At 64.6% G+C, this 18962-nt stretch carries 22 protein-coding genes; 10 read left to right on the top strand and 12 right to left on the bottom strand.

Going from position 1 to position 18962, the window contains the following annotated elements; genetic code table 11:
- Positions 1-204 precede the first annotated feature (204 nt).
- Together FR728_RS09350 and sfsA are read left to right on the top strand one after the other, a co-directional pair.
- Entirely contained in the window at positions 205-1587 is a 1383-nt protein-coding gene (locus FR728_RS09350) for a TrkH family potassium uptake protein (RefSeq protein ID WP_149892426.1), read from the top strand.
- 85 nt (positions 1588-1672) lie between these two features.
- Complete coding sequence (gene sfsA, locus FR728_RS09345) at positions 1673-2377, top strand: DNA/RNA nuclease SfsA (protein WP_149892425.1); 705 nt, start codon at positions 1673-1675, stop codon at positions 2375-2377.
- A gap of 92 nt (positions 2378-2469) precedes the next feature.
- On the opposite strand, the gene FR728_RS09340 is transcribed toward sfsA, so the two are convergent.
- The 5 genes from FR728_RS09340 to FR728_RS09320 all read right to left on the bottom strand — a co-directional run bounded on the left by FR728_RS09340 (position 2470) and on the right by FR728_RS09320 (position 6564).
- Complete coding sequence (locus tag FR728_RS09340) at positions 2470-3150, bottom strand: L,D-transpeptidase (protein WP_188318850.1); 681 nt, start codon at positions 3148-3150, stop codon at positions 2470-2472.
- Between the two features lie 347 nt (positions 3151-3497).
- On the bottom strand, positions 3498-4007 hold the full coding sequence (gene gpt, locus FR728_RS09335) for a xanthine phosphoribosyltransferase (protein WP_149892424.1): 510 nt from the start codon (positions 4005-4007) through the stop codon (positions 3498-3500).
- Positions 4008-4049: 42 nt separating this feature from the next.
- Entirely contained in the window at positions 4050-4796 is a 747-nt protein-coding gene (locus FR728_RS09330; protein ID WP_149892423.1) for a competence/damage-inducible protein A, read from the bottom strand.
- 200 nt (positions 4797-4996) lie between these two features.
- Positions 4997-6199 carry an FAD-dependent monooxygenase gene (locus FR728_RS09325; RefSeq protein WP_149892422.1) on the bottom strand — a complete coding sequence of 401 codons (1203 nt, stop codon included), beginning with the start codon at positions 6197-6199 and terminating at the stop codon, positions 4997-4999.
- Between the two features lie 107 nt (positions 6200-6306).
- Entirely contained in the window at positions 6307-6564 is a 258-nt protein-coding gene (locus tag FR728_RS09320; protein WP_149892421.1) for a zinc-finger domain-containing protein, read from the bottom strand.
- 195 nt (positions 6565-6759) lie between these two features.
- Between FR728_RS09320 and FR728_RS09315 the strand changes: the two genes are divergently transcribed.
- Positions 6760-7515 (top strand): alpha/beta fold hydrolase, encoded by a 756-nt coding sequence (locus FR728_RS09315; protein WP_149892420.1) that lies wholly within the window; start codon positions 6760-6762, stop codon positions 7513-7515.
- A 210-nt stretch (positions 7516-7725) separates the two neighbouring features.
- Here the strand turns inward: FR728_RS09315 and FR728_RS09310 are convergent, their stop codons facing one another.
- Positions 7726-8544, bottom strand: coding sequence for an enoyl-CoA hydratase-related protein (locus FR728_RS09310; RefSeq protein ID WP_188318849.1), 819 nt, complete (start codon positions 8542-8544; stop codon positions 7726-7728).
- Positions 8545-8708: 164 nt separating this feature from the next.
- Between FR728_RS09310 and cysE the strand changes: the two genes are divergently transcribed.
- Both cysE and FR728_RS09300 read left to right on the top strand, forming a co-directional pair.
- A complete protein-coding gene (cysE, locus tag FR728_RS09305) occupies positions 8709-9575 on the top strand; it encodes a serine O-acetyltransferase (RefSeq protein ID WP_149892419.1) in 867 nt (288 codons plus the stop codon).
- Positions 9576-9662: 87 nt separating this feature from the next.
- A complete protein-coding gene (locus FR728_RS09300) occupies positions 9663-9878 on the top strand; it encodes a DUF3126 family protein (protein ID WP_149892418.1) in 216 nt (71 codons plus the stop codon).
- Positions 9879-10027: 149 nt separating this feature from the next.
- Here FR728_RS09300 and FR728_RS09295 read toward each other — a convergent pair whose 3' ends face one another.
- Complete coding sequence (locus FR728_RS09295; RefSeq protein ID WP_149892417.1) at positions 10028-10747, bottom strand: hypothetical protein; 720 nt, start codon at positions 10745-10747, stop codon at positions 10028-10030.
- A 282-nt stretch (positions 10748-11029) separates the two neighbouring features.
- Between FR728_RS09295 and FR728_RS09290 the strand changes: the two genes are divergently transcribed.
- Both FR728_RS09290 and FR728_RS09285 read left to right on the top strand, forming a co-directional pair.
- On the top strand, positions 11030-11356 hold the full coding sequence (locus tag FR728_RS09290; protein WP_149892416.1) for a DUF6949 family protein: 327 nt from the start codon (positions 11030-11032) through the stop codon (positions 11354-11356).
- Positions 11357-11448: 92 nt separating this feature from the next.
- Positions 11449-11982 (top strand): gamma carbonic anhydrase family protein, encoded by a 534-nt coding sequence (locus FR728_RS09285; protein WP_149892415.1) that lies wholly within the window; start codon positions 11449-11451, stop codon positions 11980-11982.
- 205 nt (positions 11983-12187) lie between these two features.
- Here the strand turns inward: FR728_RS09285 and FR728_RS09280 are convergent, their stop codons facing one another.
- From FR728_RS09280 to FR728_RS09270, 3 genes are all read right to left on the bottom strand, one after another.
- Complete coding sequence (locus FR728_RS09280) at positions 12188-12733, bottom strand: transglutaminase-like cysteine peptidase (protein WP_244304519.1); 546 nt, start codon at positions 12731-12733, stop codon at positions 12188-12190.
- Between the two features lie 693 nt (positions 12734-13426).
- Complete coding sequence (locus FR728_RS09275) at positions 13427-14062, bottom strand: PilZ domain-containing protein (protein WP_149892414.1); 636 nt, start codon at positions 14060-14062, stop codon at positions 13427-13429.
- A gap of 114 nt (positions 14063-14176) precedes the next feature.
- A complete protein-coding gene (locus FR728_RS09270) occupies positions 14177-14815 on the bottom strand; it encodes a PAS domain-containing protein (RefSeq protein WP_208998745.1) in 639 nt (212 codons plus the stop codon).
- A gap of 752 nt (positions 14816-15567) precedes the next feature.
- Here FR728_RS09270 and FR728_RS09265 point away from each other — a divergent pair.
- Together FR728_RS09265 and FR728_RS09260 are read left to right on the top strand one after the other, a co-directional pair.
- On the top strand, positions 15568-16284 hold the full coding sequence (locus FR728_RS09265) for a rhomboid family intramembrane serine protease (protein WP_244304517.1): 717 nt from the start codon (positions 15568-15570) through the stop codon (positions 16282-16284).
- 91 nt (positions 16285-16375) lie between these two features.
- Complete coding sequence (locus FR728_RS09260) at positions 16376-16810, top strand: CBS domain-containing protein (protein ID WP_149892411.1); 435 nt, start codon at positions 16376-16378, stop codon at positions 16808-16810.
- Between the two features lie 80 nt (positions 16811-16890).
- Here the strand turns inward: FR728_RS09260 and hisI are convergent, their stop codons facing one another.
- Positions 16891-17346, bottom strand: a complete 456-nt coding sequence (gene hisI / locus FR728_RS09255; RefSeq protein WP_149892410.1) for a phosphoribosyl-AMP cyclohydrolase — start codon at positions 17344-17346, stop codon at positions 16891-16893.
- 59 nt (positions 17347-17405) lie between these two features.
- Entirely contained in the window at positions 17406-18032 is a 627-nt protein-coding gene (gene folE, locus FR728_RS09250) for a GTP cyclohydrolase I FolE (protein WP_149892409.1), read from the bottom strand.
- A 417-nt stretch (positions 18033-18449) separates the two neighbouring features.
- On the opposite strand from folE, the gene FR728_RS09245 reads away from it, so the two are divergent.
- Complete coding sequence (locus tag FR728_RS09245) at positions 18450-18908, top strand: iron-sulfur cluster assembly scaffold protein (protein ID WP_149892408.1); 459 nt, start codon at positions 18450-18452, stop codon at positions 18906-18908.
- The last annotated feature ends 54 nt before the right edge of the window (positions 18909-18962 follow it).

Here is an 18962-nt window from a genome sequence, read left to right as displayed (position 1 = left end):
AATGAGGGCGCAGGCCCAGCTGTTGGCCGAAGGCGTAGTCAGTCCATGCGACGCCCGCGGGGGGAACCGGGAGCCGGATGAAACGGCGCCCGTGTTCGGCCGGGTGAATGCGAACAAGCCGAACCGGCGGGAAGCAACCGTTTGATCTCTCTTCGACCTGTTCTCAACGTCCTGGGGTTTCTCTATGTCGGCTTGGCGACCGCCATGCTCATCCCCGCGATGGTGGATGTGGCGGCCAAGAACGCCGACTGGCAGGTCTTCGTCTTTTCCTCGCTGCTGACGGGCATGATCGGCCTGCTCCTGTCCATTGCGGTGGGCGGTTCCTTGGAGGAGGGGCTCGATACGCGGCAGACCTTCATCCTCACCACCATGTCATGGGCGACGCTGCCGGTCTTCGGCGCGTTGCCGTTCCTGTGGGCGGGCGTCGACATCACGGATGCGGTCTTCGAGGCGATCTCCGGCTTTACCACCACGGGATCCACCGTTCTGTCGGGGCTCGATTCCATGCCCCCGGGGCTGCTGGTGTGGCGGTCGCTGATGCAGTGGATGGGCGGGGTCGGGATCATCGTCATGGCGATCGTGCTGCTGCCCTTCCTGCGAATCGGCGGAATGCAGCTCTTCCAGGCGGAGAACTCCGACCGGTCGGAGAAGATCGTCTCCCGGTCGGTGGAGCTGATCCGGCTGCTTGGGCTCGCCTATCTCTTCCTGACCGTGCTCTGCATCGTCTGCTACATCGCCACGGGGCTCGACCTGTTCGACGCCTTCAATCATGCGCTGACCACCATTTCCACCGGGGGCTATTCCACCCATGACGCCTCGTTCAGCCATTTCACCAATCCGGTGTCCGGTTGGGTGGCGGTGGTCTTCATGGTGATCGGTGCCTTGCCCTTCGTGCTCATCATCCAGGCCCTGCGCGGCCAGCCGATGCTGCTGTGGCGCGACCCGCAGGTGCGGGCGCTGGTCGGCTTCCTGGCGGTGGTCTCGGCGGTGCTGACGATCTATCTCGGCGTCGAACTGCATCTGCCCCTCGACGAGGCGCTGCTCAAGGCCACCTTCAACGTGGTGTCCATCGTCACCGGCACGGGCTATGCGCTGGGCGACTATACCCAGTGGGGGGCGCCGGTGATCGGCATTGCCCTGCTGCTGAAATTCGTCGGCGGCTGCACCGGCTCCACAACCGGCGGCATCAAGATCTTCCGCTTCCTCGTGTTCTTCGGCACGGTGCGGGCCCATCTGCGCCGCATGGTGCGTCCCAACCGGGTCATGTCGGAAGAATATGGCGGCACGCGCCTGACGCCGGAACTGTCCTTCTCGGTTCTGGCCTTCCTCGTGGTCTATCTCGGCTCGGTCGGGGTGATCACTCTGGCGCTGTCCTTCTTCGGGCTGGATCTGGTGACCGCCGTCTCGGCCGCCGCCACGTCCGTCGGCAATGTGGGGCCGGGGCTCGGCACGGTCATCGGGCCGTCGGGCACCTTTGCCTCCCTGCCGGACGGGGCCAAGTGGCTGCTCTCCTTCGCCATGCTGCTGGGGCGTCTGGAGCTCTTCACCGTGCTGGTGCTGCTTGACCCGGATTTCTGGTCGCGCTAATCCTTGAGCAAGATGTTTATGGTTTGTTCTTATTCTCGGTGCCCATGTGCCGGGGTGGGAGCAGGCTGACCGGAAGGCAGACCCGATGAAATTCCCGACCCCGCTCGTGACCGGCCGTCTCGTGAAGCGCTACAAGCGTTTCCTCGCCGATGTGATCCTGGACGCGGATGGCTGCGCGATCACCGCCCATTGCGCCAATCCGGGCTCCATGCTCGGGCTACAGGCGCCGGGATCGCGGGTGTGGCTGTCGAAGTCCGACAATCCGAAGCGCAAGCTTGCCTATTCCTGGGAGCTGATGGAGGCCGACGGCGCTTTGGTCGGCATCAATACGGCCCATCCCAACGGGCTGGTGGAAGAGGCGCTGCTTGCCGGGCGGTTGCCGGCACTGTCGGGCTTTGCGGCGTTGCGGCGCGAAGTCCGCTACGGCAAGAATTCGCGCATCGACATCCTGCTTGAAGGGGAAGACGGTGGGCGCACCTATGTGGAGGTGAAGAACGCCCATCTCATGCGGCAGCCGGGTCTGGCGGAGTTCCCCGACAGCGTGACCGCGCGGGGTGCCAAGCATCTGGTGGAGCTGGCAGACATGGTGCGCGAGGGGCACAGGGCGGCGATGGTGTTCCTGGTGCAGCGGCCGGACTGTGACCGGATCTCGCTGGCGGCCGATATCGACCCGGCTTATGCGGAGGCTTTCCGGGTGGCACTTGCGGCAGGCGTCGAGGCCCATGCCATCGGCTGCAGCATCACGGAAGAGGGGATCGAGGCGGATCGACCGGTGACGATCGAGGTTTGACGGGGAACCGGGAGAGCCTTCGACCAAACCAGAACGGCAGGCCGCTGGGCCTGCCTTTTGTCATTTCGGGAGAGGGGGAGCGGGCCGCGGCCTCAGGCCTGGCGGACGATGATCCGCGTGCCGTTGGGAACCCGGTTGTAGAGGTCGATCACGTCGTGATGCAGCAGGCGCACGCAGCCGGAGGAGACGGCCTTGCCGATGGACCAGTCCTCGGAGGTGCCGTGCAGGCGGTAGAGCGTGTCGCGGCCATCCTGGAAGATGTAGAGCGCGCGGGCGCCGAGCGGATTGTCGAGGGCCGGCGGCATGCCATTGCGGAACTTTTCGAGTTCCGGCTGACGGGCGATCATTTCCGCCGGCGGGGTCCAGGTCGGCCATTCCTTCTTGTACTGGATCTTGGCCTGACCGCCCCAGGCGAAGCCGTCACGGCCGATGCCGACGCCGTAGCGCATGGCGCGGCCGCCTTCCATGGTCAGGTAGAGGAAGCGGTTCGGCGTGTCGACGATGATCGTGCCGGCCGGCTCGGAGGTCGGGTAGTCGACGATCTGGCGGTAATAGACCGGGTTGATCTTCGACAGGTTGACGGCCGGGATGGGGAAGCGCTCGTTGGGCAGGGCGCCGTACATCTGCAGATAGCGCGGGTCGATGCGCTGGGGCGTGCCCGGCCGCGGCTGGGCAGCGGTGAGGCCCTGGGGCAGGGGACGGGAATTGGAGGCGCAGCCGGCGAGGAGTGCGGCGCTGGCCGAGACAAGGAAGCTACGACGGGTCAGGGACATTCAGGGGGCCTTGGCGGGTTGTCTGCCGGTTCCGGGAGAACCTTGGGGCAAAAGGGTGTTCTGATCTTGGTGCTGACGAAACGTGGATGCCGCGCAGACGTTCCATCCGGGGAGAGCCGTCCGAAAGAGCTGGCGCTTCGCCATGCACGGGAGGGCGCGTCGCGAAGCATCCGTCCGATCCGGCACCGGCAGAACCGGTTCGCTTTCCGAACATCTTGTCGTAGATGGGAAAATTGCGCCCTAAACATGGCAAAGGGCTCCACGGGGGCCTGCGCTCACGCAGCCGTGAAGCCCTTTGTGAAAGGCTGTTGCGGAGATGCCTCAGGCCGCTCCGCGCCATCGGGTGATCAGCCGCGGGTGTCCTTGGCCAGCGGCGGCTGGAACTGCCAGCCCATGTCCCACGGGAAGTAGATCCAGGTGTCCTGGGAGACTTCGGTGATGAAGGTGTCGATCAGCGGCACGCCCATGGGCTTGGCATAGACGGTGGCGAAATGGGCCTTGGGCAGCATTTCCCGCACGACCTTGGCGGTCTTGCCGGTGTCGACCAGATCGTCGATCACGAGCACGCCGCTGCCTTCGCCGTCTTCCAGATCGATGACCTTCGGGTCCACCGGCTTGATGACCTGAAGCTGACCCTGGTTGTCATAGTCGTGGTAGGAGGCGATGCAGACCGTCTCGATGGTGCGGATGCCGAGTTCGCGGGCGACGATGGCCGCCGGGACCAGACCGCCACGGGTGATGCAGACGATGGCCTTCCATTCGCCCTGACCCGACAGGCGCCAGGCGAGGGCGCGGGCGTCGCGGTGGAACATGTCCCAGGAAACCGGGAAGGCCTTGTTTTGTTCGTTGTGATCCATGAAATTTAACCTTTCGAGCGTGGCGGAGGACGTCCCGACACCTCAGAGGGTGGCCAGGGTCTCGCGGATGGCGGTGGCCACGGCATCGGCCGCAGCGTCAAGGGTGTGCTGATCGCGGGAGCGCACGACGATCTGGGTGGTGAAGCGCCCGTCGTTGGTGCGCGGATAGGAGCCGATCATCGTGTCGGGGTGATCCTTCTGGATCTGGGCCAGACGCTCGGCCAGCCGGCTTTCGGGCAGATCCGCATCCAGCGCCTGGGAGAGCATCTTGCGGCCGGTCTTCAGGGTCGGGGCGAGGGCGTCCATCATGGCCTGCATGATGGAGGGCACGCCGGCCATGACATGGACATTGCCGATGCGGAAGCCCGGAGCCTTGGAGACCTTGTTCTCGATCAGGTCGGCGCCGGCGGGAATGCGCGCCATGCGCAGGCGGGCGGTCGTGAGCTGATCGGGGCCGTAATGGGCTTCCAGGATGGCACGGGCACGCGGATCCACGTCGATGGTCACGCCGAAGGCCTTGGCCATGCTGTCGGCGGTGATGTCGTCATGGGTCGGGCCAATGCCGCCGGAGGTGAAGACGTAGGTGTAGGCGGCGCGCAGGGCATTGACCGCCTCGACGATCCGCTCCTCGATGTCCGGCACGACACGAACCTCCAGCAGGTCGATGCCGAGGGCGGTCAGATAGTCGGCGACGAAGCCGATGTTCTTGTCCTTGGTGCGGCCGGAGAGGATCTCGTCGCCGATCACCAGAAGAGCGGCCGTCACCGGCTGCGAGACTGTGTCTTCCATCCGCCATGAGCTCCCGTGTCAGGGGGATCCGGTGCAAGGGGCGCGCGTCGCACCAGCCGGATCCGATTGGACGATGGCTTTAGCCCAAGCGGCCGCGCGGCTCAAGGTTTTCAAGGGCAGAAAGGGCGCACTCCGGTGGACCGGGACGGCGCAGGCGCCTGGACTCCCGGGCGCGTCTCCCGGAGAGCGGCGCGCCGGGCTCAGACTGCCGGCGGCTGCCAGCGATAGATCCAGTCCTGACGGCGCAGCAGGTTGCGGCCACCGGCAACACGCATCACCGTGTCGCGGGCAAGGGCCATGGGGCCGGAGAGATGATAGATCTCCCCGTTGCTGCGGGCGGTTGCCTGAACCTTCGCGACGCGCTCCTTGCGCAGGGTCTTGTAGGCGGCCAGAAGGCGCGTGTCGGAGGGGCCGAGGCGGGTGACCAGATCGGCCAGCACCGCTCCGTCCTCGATGGCCATGGCCGCGCCCTGGGCGGCAAAGGGCAGCATGCCGTGGGCGGCATCGCCGAGAAGGAGCGTCTGGCCGTTCTCCCCGCCGGTGCCCCAGGGGCCGGCGAGCGCATCCACCCCGCATAGGGCCCATTTCAACCAGGTCTCCGGCTGGTCGAGCAGGCGCCGGGCAGAGGGCGCCCAGCGGGTGAAGGTCTTGAGGAAGGTGTCGCGGGCGACCGGCGCCGACCAGGTTTCTTCCTGCCAGTCTTCCCGGATGAGGGCGACGAGATTGAAGCTGCGGCCTGCTTCCAGCGGATAATGAACCAGATGAGCCTCGCTGCCGAGCCAGAGCCCGGTGTCGCGCATTTCGTCGGCAGGGACCAGCTCGGCCGGCAGGGTTGCCCGATAGGCGGTGCGGCCGGTGAAGGTGGCCTGCGCAGCCCCCGGAATGGTCTTGCGCACCGCCGACCAGACCCCATCGGCGCCGATCAGCAGGGGCGTTTCCAGGGTGGTCTGACCCTCGGCGGTCTCGAAGCGTGCGAGAACGCGACCGTTGCTGCCGGTCTCGCGTCCTGCAAAGGCGTGGCCCAGGCGGATCTCGATCCGCTCGTGGGCCTCGCAGGCCTCGTGAAGAGCGCGCTGCAGGTCAGCCCGATGGGAGACCAGATAGGGCGCGCCGTAAAGATCCTCGAGATAGGGAGAGAGCGGCAGGCGGGTGATCGTCGCGCCGCTGTGGCCCGAGCGCACGTGGATCGCGTCCGGAGCGGTTGCGCGGGCGGCAACGCTTTCCAGCACGCCGATCTGGCGCAGGCAGTGACAGGCATTGGGGGAAAGCTGCAGACCGGCGCCGACCTCGGTGATCTCGGCGGCCCGTTCCAGAACGGTCACCCGGTGGCCGCGCGTGGCCAGCGCAAGCGCGGCGTTCAGGCCGCCGATGCCGGCGCCGACGATCAGGATGGGATCGGACATGACGTGCCTGTCTGTCTGGGTGGCCCGTGGCGCCGGGTCGAAAGAGGCGCGGGAGAGCGGGTCTCCCACCCCGAACGTCTTTGGCCCGGACGTCTCTTGTCCTTGGCTCAGGCGGCGTTGGTGGCCGTGTCGGGCGACCACAGGCAATCGGCCGGAGAGGTCTCCGTCGGCTTCAGGGTCGCATCGAACTTGTAGAGCGTGGAGCAGTAGGGGCAGACGATCTCGTTGCCGTCGCCCAGATCCAGGAAGACATGCGGGTGATCGAAGGGCGGGTTGGCGCCGATGCACATGAATTCGCGCGCGCCGATCGCGATGGAATCGTGACCGCTGGTGTTCTGGAAATGGGGGGTTACATGGTCCGCCATCTGTCCAATCCAATCAAAAGGGGTGGCCGTTTTGCGGCGGACAATAGCCATTTGAAACCCCCTTGTGTAGGGGAAAAGCAGCTTTTGCAGAAAAGCTTGCCGGGGTGACGCACCGGCGGCTTGCTTGACCGGGGGCGGCGGCTCCCGTACCACGATCACTCTTCAAGATCTTCCAGACGAAACCCGGATCCTCCCATGCCGACATTTGAAACCAACGGGGTCGAGATCGCCTATGCCGACGAGGGCGAAGGCGAACCCATCCTGCTGATCCATGGCTTTGCCTCCAACAAGTTTGTCAACTGGGACTATCCCGGCTGGGTGCGCACCCTGACCCGCGCGGGTTACCGGGTGATCTCCCTCGACAATCGCGGGCACGGAGACAGCAGCAAGTTCTACAATCCGGACGACTATGGCGCGCCGGTCATGGCGGAAGACGCCTTCCATCTCCTCGAACATCTGGGCCTGGAGAAGGTGGATGTGATGGGCTACTCGATGGGCGCGCGCATCTCCGCCTTCCTCGCCCTCAATCACCCGGAGAAGGTCCGCCGGGTCATCTTCGGCGGGCTGGGCTATGGCATGGTCAGCGGCGTGGGCGATCCCGAGCCGATCGCGTCAGCCCTGGAGGCCGAGCGTATCCAGGATGTGAGCGACCGGACCGGGCGCGCCTTCCGCGCCTTTGCGGAACAGACCAAGTCGGACCGGCTGGCGCTGGCGGCCTGCATGCGCTCCTCGCGGCAGAAGATCTCCGAGGCCGATGTGGCCCGGATCACCCAGCCGGTGCTTGTAGCCGTCGGGACCAAGGATGACATCGCCGGCTCCGCCCAGCGCCTCGCGGACCTGATGCCCAACGCCCATGTGCTCGATATTCCGGATCGCGATCACATGGTCGCCGTCGGGGACAAGGTCTACAAGGCCGGGGTTCTGGAGTTCCTGGAAACCACGCCTGCCTGAACAGGCCTTTTACTTGCCGTCTGAAAAAAAAGCCGTCCGGGTTCGTGCCCGGGCGGCTTTTTTATTTTCAGGTCAATGGCTTGCGGCGCGAAGGCTGGCAAAGTGATTCAAGGAGAGCCTCGAAGTCGCGTTCGCGTGCTGACGTTGCGGTGTCAGGGGCTTGGGCGTGCTCCTTGAGAAACTGAATCGGGCGCAGGCCGCCGGGCGGGGTCAGCTGCCGCTGAAGACCGGCTTGCGCTTTTCCAGAAAGGCGGCGCGGCCTTCGGCAAAGTCCGCGCTGGCGTAGCAGTCTGCGGCCAGCCGGGCGGCATGGGTGGCGCGGGCGGGCTCGGACGGATGAAGGACGGCTGCGATCGCCGCCTTGCCTGCCTGTTGGGAGAGGGGTGCATTGCGGCTCATGAGGGTGGCCAGCGCCAAGGCGGCACCGTCGAGCGCCTCGGGCGCATGAAGCTCCTCCACCAGACCGATGGCGAGCGCACGTTCGGCCGACACCACCTCGGCGGTGTAGATCAGGCGGCGCGCCCAGGGCGCACCAATGGCATTGACCACGTCGGCAAGCCCCTCGGGCGGATAGGCCAGACCGAGCCGGGCAGGCGGCAGGCAGAAGCGGGCATCGTCGGCGGCCAGGCGCATGTCGCAGGCGAGCGCGATGCCGAGACCCCCGCCCATGCAGTTGCCGGTGATGACCGCCAGGGTCGGCTTGGGCAGATCGCGCAGGGCGGCAAAGGCCTCGAGATTGACAGCATCATAGGCGGCGGCCGCTTCCGGGGTAGCGCGGGTGGTCTCGAATTCGGAAATGTCCGCGCCTGCCGAAAAGTCGCGGGTGCCATCCGGGGCGGCGGATCCAGTCACCAGAACGGCGCGGACGCTGTCATCGGCGCCGAGATTTCGCACAGCCTGTGTGAGCGCGCGCCACATGTTCAGGTCGAGGGCATTGCGTCTTGCGGGATTGTCGATTACCAGCCGGGCGAGCGCGCCCTCTGTCTCGATCCGGATCCTGCTGTCCGGACTTGCGGAATTTGCCGTCACGTGTGTCGCACCATCGTGGCTGGAGTTTGAGAATCCTTAAGGCCAGCAAAGCAGGCGGAGGGGCGTAACACAAGTTTGCCTTTTGTATTCCATCCGGAATGCCTATCTTAAGGTCCGTTTCGGTTGGCGCGGCCTTGGCCGGCGCCCGAACCAGGAGAGACAGCATGTCCAATCCGAGCCCTCGTCAGTCTGCGGCTTCCCTTGCCCAGCACGATCCCGTCTGGCGCCAGCTGCGCGAAGAAGCCGAAGCCATGGTCGTCAGCGAACCGGCGCTCTCCTCCTTCGTCTATGAAACCGTTCTCAATCACCAGTCCCTCGAAGAGGCGCTGATCCATCGTCTGGGCGACCGGCTGGGGCGTGACGTCGTTTCCGCCTCGCTGATCCGCCAGACCTACATGGAGGCGCTGGCGAGCGAGCCCGAACTGGCGGAAATCTTCCGGGTGGACATCGTTGCCGTCTATGACCGTGACCCCGCCTGCGAGCGCCTTCTGGAGCCGGTCCTCTATTTCAAGGGCTTCCACGCGCTTCAGACCCATCGTCTCGCCAACTGGCTGTGGCGGCAGGGGCGTCGCGATTTCGCGCTCTATCTCCAGTCGCGGTCCTCGGAAGTGTTCCAGATCGACATTCACCCGGCTGTGCCCGTCGGTCGTGGCATCTTCATCGACCATGGCACCGGCCTCGTCGTGGGCATGACGGCGGTGATCGGCGACGATGTTTCCATCCTGCAGGGCGTGACCCTTGGCGGCACGGGCAAGGAAGGGGGCGACCGTCATCCCAAGATCCGCAATGGCGTGCTGATCGGGGCGGGGGCGAAGATCCTCGGCAATCTGGAGATCGGTCATTGCTCACGCATTGCAGCCGGCTCCGTGGTGCTGAAGGAGGTTCCGCCCAACACGACCGTGGCGGGCGTTCCGGCAAAGATCGTCGGTCAGGCCGGCTGCTCGGAACCCGCGCGCAGCATGGATCATTTGCTGAACGGGCTGAACAGCGTCTCGGAGCGCAGTGAGGCAGAGGAAGACGGGGAAAGCTGAGACAGCCGGTTGAGACCTTGGCGCGATGGTGTAAGGGTCGCTTCCGTTCCCCGTAAATGACGACAGACAACCAGCAGGAGCGTTCCGTTGAAACCTGATGAAATCCGCAAGCTCGAAGCCTTCCTGCGGTCCAAGTTCTCCCTGGACACCATCAAGGTGAAGGCGCGTCCGCGCAAGGACGACAGCGCCGAAGTCTATGTCGGCGACGAATTCATCGGCGTCGTGTTCCGCGATGACGAGGACGAGGATCTGTGCTGGAACTTCCAGATGGCGATCCTCGAATATGATCTGGAAGATTTGTAAGCCTCAGCGCTTGCACCCGGATTGACGAAAGACCCTGGCGCCTTGCGGCGCCGGGGTCTTTGTTTTTTGGGCGCCTTGCTGCGTCGGGGTCTTTGATTTCGGCGGGTATGGTTTTCAGCCGCAGCGGTGTGCGCCTGTTTGCGCCTGCCCTACTGGGGAAGCGAGGCGACCAGTGTGAGGACGCGCCGTTCCAGGCTGCCCCAGTTGGCGAGCAGCGAGGGGTTGAAGCGGTAGGAGACGGTCAGCGGCCCCCAGGTCAGCTCGCGCAGGCACGAGCCGCCACCACTCTGGCGCAGCTGGCAGCGGGCAATGAAGCCATTGTCCCGTCCCGGCTCGAAGAAGATCTCGTCGGTCTCGGCCGTGTCGAGGGCGGAGAGGCGCAGCCGCACCAGGCCGCCGGGTCCCGCATCGGGCCGGCCGCGGGCCAGCTTGCGGAAGACGCTGTCGAGCTGGTCACGCATGGTCTCGCGCGGCGCACCGACCCGCACTTCGATCTGCAGCAGCTTCTTGCGGTCCTGGCGCCGGCCTGCGCCCGTGAAGGGATCGTCCACCACGTCTCCGGCGCCGATCATCGTCGGCCACACGGCGGTTATCTGCAGGTTGGACAGGGCCAGATGGCCGGTGAGCCGGGCGAGGCGATGGGTCGTGCCGCCGAGCAGGCCGCTGGGAACCTGAAGCCGGTAGCCCTCCAGATCCACGCTGAAGACCTGGGGACTGGCATCCCACGGCCGGTCGCTTTTCCACAAGCCGCTCCATTGGGCCGCGAGCAGCATGAGATGAAGGCTGGCGGCGAGGGCGAGGAGCCCGAGAAGAGCCGTGAAGTAGAAGGGCCTGATGCCTGTCGCGCGGGGGAGCTCGAAGGGGATCAAAGATCGGTGCCCCTTCGACCTGTGCCCTTCTGGCGGGAGGTGGTCCCGCCATGCCCTTTTCGGGACAGGACGGCGAAATCCGCGGCGTCACGATGGCACGCACCTGTCCCGCATTGGCACATATGTGCCGCTTCGGGATGGAGAGGGAGCGCGGCAAGTCGCATGGATCTCAGGGTTTCTGCCAGGTTGGGGCCGAAAATCGAATCGGCACGGTGTTTGCACTTGTTCCTAACAGTTTCTTAACCCAGCATCCGGGTGAAAAAGTTAACAAGAGGTTAAAACGTGCTCTTCGAACTCGTTCTCGCACTGTATATCGGGACCGCAGGTTTTGTTGCCGCCGGCGTCCTCGGCAGCCTCTATCAGCTGGTGACCGACCGGCCGCCTCATTTCGCCCTCGATGCCCAGTCGGTGATCGGCACGATCTGTGCGGTCTCCCTTTGCATCTTTGCCGGACCTTTCATTATCATGCGCAATGCCATCCGCGGTCGCCGCCTGGAAGGCCGGCCCATCGGATGGCTGGTTGCCTCCTCGACGATTGCCGGGATGTGGAGCCTGTGCTCCGGTGTCGTGGTGATGCATTTCGCCCTCGGGATCGCCCACGGGCTCTGATCCGCAGATCACGACCGTCCGGGATGCGGGACGCCAGATCGGCACGGGTTCACGAGGAGTGGGCCCGGCCTTTTCTTTTTCGGGAGGACGACATGACGCTTTACAGGCTTGAGGATCGGGTGCCGGTGCTGGTGGACCCGGCCGACTGCTGGGTGGCGCCCGATGCGAGTGTCATCGGGGCGGTGCGGCTCGATCGGGGCGCCAGCGTCTGGTTCGGCGCCGTTCTGCGCGGCGACAACGAGCTGATCCGCGTGGGCGAGGGCACCAACATTCAGGACGGCACCGTGTGCCACTCTGACATGGGCTTTCCGCTCACCATCGGGGCGGGATGCACCATCGGTCACAAGGCGATCCTGCATGGTTGCACCATCGGCGAGAATTCCCTGATCGGCATGGGCGCGACGGTGCTCAACGGGGCCGTGATCGGGAAGAACTGCCTGATCGGGGCCAATGCCCTGGTGCCGGAAGGCAAAGTGATCCCGGATAATTCCCTTGTCGTGGGGATGCCGGCGAAGGTGGTGCGCGAGCTCGATGACAACGCGGTCGAGGGCCTGCGGCAGTCGGCGCTCGGTTATCAGCGCAACTGGCGCCGCTTCAAGGCCGGACTGACTCCGATCGACGGCTGATACGGCCTGCGAGAGACGAAAAAAAGCCCCGCGCCAATGGCCGGGGCTTCTTTCATTCGGGCCACAGGGCCCGGAAAGGGGCGGGAGCCGGCCTGCGGGGGCGAGCCGACTCCCTGGATCCGGTCGTGGTAGGGATGGGGAGGGTGGGGACGCGACCGGATCTTCCCGTTTGCCCGTTTCCGGACAAATCCTCCAAACCCACATTTCAGTTTCCGAGGCTGCCCACCGTGGTGACGCGCTTGTCGGAGATGCCGGTCCACCGTGCGGGTTCGGTGGTGGACTGGCGCTTGATGTAGCGGTAGGGCGTGGAATACCACGGCAGAACCGCTTCGATCTGGTTGTCGAGGATCATGTCGCCCTGATCGGTGCGTACCGTCAGAACCGCATGGCCCGCGTTCTTGATGTCCTTGGCGACGGTGATCAGCAGGGCGCTCTTCGGCCAGCCGGCTGCGATCAGCTCGCGACGCTTTTCCAGGACGTATTCTTCGCAATCCCCAGCACCCGACGTGGGGAAGGTCCAGTATTCTTCGCGACCGAAGAGTTGATCGTCGGTCACCGGGCGAATGCTTCTGTTGACGCGCTGGTTGAGCGCGATCAGTTCGTTCCAGCGGGCTTCGGTCAGGCGAACCACGACCGGATCTTCCCTGCCCTGGCATTCCGCCGGATTCTCCGCGCAGAACTGCACATGTCCAACCGGTGCCTTGACGGCCGATCCCATGGCCATGAAGCGGCTCGGAGATGCCATTGCCATCGATGCGGACATCAGGACTAGTGTTGCTGCCGTAGAGATAGTAAATGTATTCTTGAATTTCATTCTTGCGCCTCCCCATCGAGGTGAGACGCAACATCGCATGGCGCTTTTTATGTGCTTATAATTGAAAGAATAAGATCAAAATTATACTTTATTCAAACTCGATCTATATTTGAGGCTTATTTGAATAAATCTTGAAGCGCATTTGACTAAAATTTTATGGAAAAACCGTCAGGTGATTGTTTTATATGGATTTTCTGCGATCTTTCGAGGTGGGAAATCCTGCGGGAACAACCCTCTTGAGCCAGGCAAATGGCAAGATTTCCGCGTTTCTGGCGGCAGAAAAAAATCGCGTCAGAGGCGAAAAAAGATCGGGATGCGTGCGGCTCTCAGGCCGCCGGCGGCTGTAAGGATTGGCAAGACCATCAAGGGCGTTGAGCACCGCCTCGGTGCAGGACGGTGGCGTCAGCCGTCTTCGGGTTTGTGGAACCTGTGGCCCCCCGCCTCTTGCGGTCCGGGATTCGGGGACAATGCTTGCGCAAAAGACCTGCCTGATGTGCGATCAGGCTTGCTGCTAACCAAGTGTGGAGGAGCTGTCGCCGGACGCGCGCGGGCACGGGAACGGGCAGGGGCACGCCAGGGCCATGCGCGAGCGGCAGCGTCAGCGGGGTGATCCCGCTCTGGCAACCGACCTTAGCGGCCGGTGGTGCTGGTGATGTGGTGTTCGAGAAGTTCGCGGTTCTGGATCGCGGCGAATTCCACCGCGATGCCGCCTTCGATGCGGCGGACAACGCGGGCCCGCATCTTGCCGAGGGCGATGCTGTCGCCCATTTCCGGTTCCACGTCCGTGGCAATGGCGGCGCCCGACAGCGACACGTCGATGATCCGGCACATGTGCTCGGACCCGTCGGGCAGAACCATCTTGGTGATCGGATTCTTCGGCACGAAGCGATCGTGGCGGCGGTCTTCGGGCAGATTGAGCTCGTCCCGGTTGGCCAGCCACGTCAGGATGTTGGCGATCTTGTCGCGCTTGCGGGACGTGTTGTTGAGCTCGACGGCGAATCCCCCGTCGAAAACGCGGGAGATCTTGCCTTCGACCCGGCTGAGATGGTCCAGATAGGCAATGACCCGTTCACCGACCCGCCCGGAGACGGGGGTGATCATGGCCATTCCGCCGGGAGACATGTCGATGACCTGGCAGGGGTATTCGCGGCGGTCCTCAAGCATGAAGCGGCCGAGAATGTTCACGGCAACGCGCTGGTGTCTGCGCCGATCGGCCGCCTGGAGCGGTCTCGATCCCTCAGATGCCGTTGCCAGTCCGGCGCCCATGCCTTCTCACCCGTTTGCCCGCGTGCGTGATGCACTCATCCCTAGGTGGATTACCTTAGGCTGCTGCGGGTTAACGATCAGTAAGAGTGCCTGACGGATTTTGCCCGGTGTGTCTCAGGCCTTTCCGCCCTGATACACGGTCAGATGCCCCACCCGGCGCTCGGCACCGGCGGCCATGGCTGCAGCGGGAACCGGCATGGGCATGCGCTCTGCCTGGAAGCGGGGCAGGATCGGGTTGGCCGTCTGCGGACCGCGCAGGAAGGCGGGGCGCTCGTCGGGCCAGACCAGACGCAGGCTGGTGATGGACTGCTGGAGAATCGGATGCAGGCCCAGCCAGTAGGGGCGGTCCATCGGGGTGCAGGAGCCGAGGATGCGGGTGCGGCCTTCGCCGGGAACGTTCAGCGGCAGCAGCAGCATTTCCATGCGCAGCACCTGGTCCCGCTCCGTGTGGCCGTTGACGCCGACCACGGCCGCAGCCCCATCTTCCGTGATGGCGGTGAGCAGGCTTTCGAGGGCCTCGCGGTCCTTGGTGGACCAGCCGCGCAGGAAGTTGCGGCCCTTCAGCTCGCGGCAATGGGCGGAGCACAGCCGGGTGCCGGCCAGGCGATAGCGCACGTTCTGCGCGCCGGAGGTTTCCAGGATGAAGGTGTCGCCCAGCAGGCCGCGAATGCGCCCAGGGTCGACTTCGGAGCGGTTGGGGGCCGGGCGGGTGCCGCGCAGATCGTCCCAGTAGCTGTAGAGAGCCTGTGTCACGCCGTTCTTCATCTCAATACGCCTCTCGTTCTCGCGGGACATTGCCAAAATGAACCATCCGTTCTCTCTGACCTGTCCCGAAGCGGGACATTTCGTCCCCTGTTCGGTTTCTCGAGGTCTACACTGCAGTTGCCGTGCCAACCCGCGTGAAAGGCTGGTCTTTTTCGCTTTCGAGCGCGGCGCTTAAGGTTAACGGGATCTTGCCCCTTGTGCCCTCCGGTGCGTTGGCTCAGATTAAGGATAGCTTAAGACCTGAAGAGAGTCTTCTCTCCGGCCCGGCCGGTGCCGCCCTGTTGCGCGCCGCGGGCTGGATGATGTGCCGGCATGAACCGGCTCAGGGGCTTCGTCGTGTGGGGACGCGACCGGAAAAACCCTCGTCGAGACCGCGGTCCGGCGGGGGTTTTGCCTTTTCACGGTCCTGTCGGCGCCAGATATCCGGACGTTTCAGCGGTCCCTGATCGTCACCGGACGGGGCCGGATTATCGGGGGAAAACGCAGTCGAGACCGGCGCGCGCAGGCGCCGGTTCGAGGGCTGAGGCGGCAGGGGAGATCACTTCACCCTTGCCCTTGCGGCGCGAACACGTACATCAAGGCATGACACCCCGCCGATCGGCCGTCCTTCATGAAGGGATCCGCCCGATCGCTTCATCCGGAAGCCACGCCTCATGACCCATCCCGATCCTGTCAGCCCTTCCTCCGGTCCCTCGGGACCTGACGGCCCATTCAGCGGCGGGCAGGGCGGTCCGCAGCCCATGTTCAATCTGCCGGGCGTGGTCGTCGGGCTCTGCGCGGTCCTGATCGGGGTCTATCTGCTGCAGTATCACCTGCTCTCACCGCAGGATTATGTGCTCAGCCTCTTCTATTTCGCCTTCTGGCCGGCGCGCTACACGTCCGAGGTTCTGGCAGGTGGAGCCGCACCCGGCGGGTTTGCTGCCGATGTCTGGCAGTTCCTCTCCTATGGCTTCCTGCACGGAGGCTTGGGGCATCTGGTGGCCAACCTGCTGTGGATGGTCGTCTTCGGATCGGCGGTGGCCCGACGTTTCGGCGCCGTGCGGTTCCTTCTGCTCAGCGCGCTCTGCACGGTGGCGGGGTCGCTGGCCCATCTCCTCACCCACTTTGGCGAGGGGCTGCCGATGGTCGGCGCCTCGGCCGCCATTTCCGGCCAGATGGCCGCTGCCATCCGTTTCATCTTTGAACTGGGCGGTCCGCTCGGCGCGATGCGCAGACGGGATCTGGGCGCCTATCAGGTGCCGGCTGTGCCATTACGGGACTCTCTTACCAATCGCAATGTGGTGGGGTTCATCGGCGTGTGGTTCGCGATGAACCTGCTCTTCGGCTTCGTCAGCATGCCGCTTGCCGGAGAGGGCAGTTCCGTTGCCTGGCAGGCCCATATCGGCGGCTTCCTTGCGGGGCTGCTGCTCTTCCCCCTGCTGGATCCAGTGCCGCCGCGCAAAAGCAGGTCTGTCTGAAAAGCCCGTTTGCGCCGGCTGCGGAATTTGTCATGATGACGCTGGGTCAAAAGGGAGATTGGCCCCACGTCATGACATGAGGAGGACGCCTATGACGGTTGCATCCATTCTGAAGGGCAAGGGGCGCAACGTGATTTCGGAGCGGGCGACCACGTCGCTGGCGGGTATCTGCAAGGTGCTTTCCGAGCGCAAGATCGGCGCCATCGTCATCACGGGGGCGGAAGGCCTGATCGAGGGGATCATCTCGGAGCGCGATATCGTCAAGGCCATCGGCCAGCAGGGGCCGGGAGCTCTTGATCTGGCGGTGGGCGACATCATGACCCGTGCCGTCATCACCTGCGTGGAGGGGGACAGCGTCAATTCGGTCATGTCGAAGATGAGCAGCGGCCGGTTCCGCCACATGCCCGTGGTCGATGAGGACCGCAAGGTGATCGGCGTCATTTCCATCGGCGACGTGGTGAAGCACAAGATCGCGCAGGTGGAGCTGGAAGCCGAACAGATGCGCAGCTACATCTCCACGCCCTGAAGGCGGTAAGCCTTTCGCGCAAGGTACGAAATGTCAGAAGCCGGGGCATCTCCCGGCTTCCTGCTGTCTGTCACATGAGGTCACTTGTGGCCGTAGACCTCGTCCGGGTCATAGACGGGGGCCTCGTCCGGGGCGGCGAGCACGGCTGATCCGTCCGGCGCCTTCTCGATGCGGCGATAGAAGCAGGAATTGTAGCCCACGTGGCAGGTGGCGCCGTTGCCCTCGACCCGGACCTTGAGCCAGATGGCGTCCTGGTCGCAGTCGGTGCGCATCTCCACGACCTTCTGGACCTGGCCGGAGGTGCCGCCCTTCTTCCAGTATTCCTGGCGCGAGCGGCTCCAGTACCAGGCCTCGCCCGTGTCGATGGTGCGCTTCAGGGCTTCCGCATTCATGTAACCGACCATGAGCAGCTCGCCGGTATCGGCCTGGGTGACCACGGCGCAGATGAGGCCATTGTCATCGAAGCGGGGCTGGAGCGTGGTTCCGTGCTCCAGCTCCTGTTTCGAGCCTCGGGGGGCAAAGATGCTGTCGGTCACAGTTGGATCCTCGGGTGGGCCGGCGCGGCGGCGCGCGCCGGGAGGATCCTTGGGAGCGCTTAGCCGCGAACCAGCGACATGAACTTGGCCTGCTCGCCGGCATTGTCCTCGAACACACCGGTGAAGCGGGTCGTGATGGTGGAGACGCCGGGCTTCTGCACACCGCGCATGGTCATGCACTGGTGCTCTGCTTCCAGCATCACCGCCAGCCCGCGCGGGGCGAGCGATCCGTCAATGGCCGATGCGATCTGGGCCGTCAAGTTCTCCTGGGTCTGGAGACGCTTGGAGAAGATGTCGACCACGCGCGCCAGCTTCGACAGGCCAACCACGCCTTCCGACGGATAATAGGCAATGTGTGCGGTGCCGATGAAGGGCAGCATGTGGTGTTCGCAATGGGAATGGAACGGAATGCCGCGCACCAGGACGATGTCGGTGTAGCCGCCCACATCCTCGAAAGTGCGCTCCAGATGCTCCATCGGATCCTGGAAATAGCCGGAGAAGAGTTCCTCATAGGCCTTGGCCACCCGCTTCGGCGTGTCGAGCAGGCCTTCGCGCTGGGGGTCGTCTCCCGCCCATGCGAGCAGGGTGCGCACGGCGGCTTCCGCTTCCTCGCGGCTGGGCCGCTTCAGCTCTGCGGTGCTCTTGCGGATGTGGGGCGCTTTACCGGTGTTCAATACGGCGTCCATGGTGATCCTCGTCGCCTGGTCCTGATCCATTGGTTGGGTCCGATCCGTGAATTCTTGCGTTCGCGTCATCCGGTCCTTGTCCGATCATACGTGACCGGGGGGAGGGCGGATCATGGCCGTCTGGCGACTTGCTGTTCTTTGCGTGTGGTGGGGAGATAGCTTCTAAATGCCATTCCTGCAAGAACCGGCGAAACGGTCAAGGGTTGCAAGGCTGCTTCGACGGAGGGGTTTCATGCGGTTTCCCCGCTTTGTGATCACGCGGTTGTGTGCAGCGCGCATCCCCTGTCCATCGCCGCTCTCGCTGACTATATAGGGAGAGACACGCGGCCCCGGACGATCCCCGGACCACCCTTGGGCCGCCCATGGGACTGATACGGCTGGCTTGCCCCGCCGCTGCAAGACGAGAGCCAGGAACAGATGCTCGACGATATCTACAATGCCCGCATCCTGGAATTTGCCGGCAACATTCCCCACCTTGGCCGGCTTGACGCGCCTCAGGCCAGTGCCACGGCTGTCTCCAAGCTGTGCGGTTCGAAGGTGGTGGTCGATCTCAGTCTGACGGATGGCAAGGTCAGCGCCTTTGCGCAGGACGTGAAGGCCTGTGCGCTGGGTCAGGCGGCCTCGTCGCTGATGGGGCGGCACGTGATGGGCGCGACACCGGAAGAGCTGCGCGATCTCAAGGCCACCATGTATGCGATGCTGAAGGACGGCGGCCCGGCACCGGAGGGCAAGTTTGCCGAATTCCGCTTTCTCGAGCCGGTCAAGGACTACAAGGCCCGGCATGCCTCGACGCTGCTGACTTTCGATGCGGTGGTCGACTGCCTCGACAAGATCGCCGCCGAGAGCGCGGACACAGCCCGCTCGGCTGCGATCTGAGGCCATGTGCGGTTCGTGTGATCCACGCCGGGAGGGGCCTGCGGCCCGGCTGGG

Source organism: Roseibium aestuarii, from assembly GCF_008477545.1.
GTDB classification, from domain to species: Bacteria; Pseudomonadota; Alphaproteobacteria; order Rhizobiales; family Stappiaceae; genus Roseibium; species Roseibium aestuarii.
The sequence above is the reverse complement of the archived record's forward strand: the minus strand, read 5'-3'. Positions and strand labels throughout refer to the sequence as shown.

What these genes read in the sequence shown, in the direction of transcription:
- FR728_RS09285 (WP_149892415.1), top strand. Translation starts at nt 11,449, where the DNA reads ATGACGCTTTACAGGCTTGAGGATCGGGTGCCGGTGCTGGTGGACCCG.
- cysE (WP_149892419.1), top strand. Translation starts at nt 8,709, where the DNA reads ATGTCCAATCCGAGCCCTCGTCAGTCTGCGGCTTCCCTTGCCCAGCAC.
- FR728_RS09280 (WP_244304519.1), bottom strand. Translation starts at nt 12,733, where the DNA reads ATGGCAATGGCATCTCCGAGCCGCTTCATGGCCATGGGATCGGCCGTC.
- folE (WP_149892409.1), bottom strand. Translation starts at nt 18,032, where the DNA reads ATGGACGCCGTATTGAACACCGGTAAAGCGCCCCACATCCGCAAGAGC.
- FR728_RS09275 (WP_149892414.1), bottom strand. Translation starts at nt 14,062, where the DNA reads ATGGGCGCCGGACTGGCAACGGCATCTGAGGGATCGAGACCGCTCCAG.
- FR728_RS09340 (WP_188318850.1), bottom strand. Translation starts at nt 3,150, where the DNA reads ATGTCCCTGACCCGTCGTAGCTTCCTTGTCTCGGCCAGCGCCGCACTC.
- FR728_RS09320 (WP_149892421.1), bottom strand. Translation starts at nt 6,564, where the DNA reads ATGGCGGACCATGTAACCCCCCATTTCCAGAACACCAGCGGTCACGAT.
- FR728_RS09245 (WP_149892408.1), top strand. Translation starts at nt 18,450, where the DNA reads ATGCTCGACGATATCTACAATGCCCGCATCCTGGAATTTGCCGGCAAC.
- sfsA (WP_149892425.1), top strand. Translation starts at nt 1,673, where the DNA reads ATGAAATTCCCGACCCCGCTCGTGACCGGCCGTCTCGTGAAGCGCTAC.
- FR728_RS09330 (WP_149892423.1), bottom strand. Translation starts at nt 4,796, where the DNA reads ATGGAAGACACAGTCTCGCAGCCGGTGACGGCCGCTCTTCTGGTGATC.
- FR728_RS09315 (WP_149892420.1), top strand. Translation starts at nt 6,760, where the DNA reads ATGCCGACATTTGAAACCAACGGGGTCGAGATCGCCTATGCCGACGAG.
- gpt (WP_149892424.1), bottom strand. Translation starts at nt 4,007, where the DNA reads ATGGATCACAACGAACAAAACAAGGCCTTCCCGGTTTCCTGGGACATG.
- FR728_RS09325 (WP_149892422.1), bottom strand. Translation starts at nt 6,199, where the DNA reads ATGTCCGATCCCATCCTGATCGTCGGCGCCGGCATCGGCGGCCTGAAC.
- FR728_RS09265 (WP_244304517.1), top strand. Translation starts at nt 15,568, where the DNA reads ATGTTCAATCTGCCGGGCGTGGTCGTCGGGCTCTGCGCGGTCCTGATC.
- FR728_RS09350 (WP_149892426.1), top strand. Translation starts at nt 205, where the DNA reads ATGCTCATCCCCGCGATGGTGGATGTGGCGGCCAAGAACGCCGACTGG.
- FR728_RS09260 (WP_149892411.1), top strand. Translation starts at nt 16,376, where the DNA reads ATGACGGTTGCATCCATTCTGAAGGGCAAGGGGCGCAACGTGATTTCG.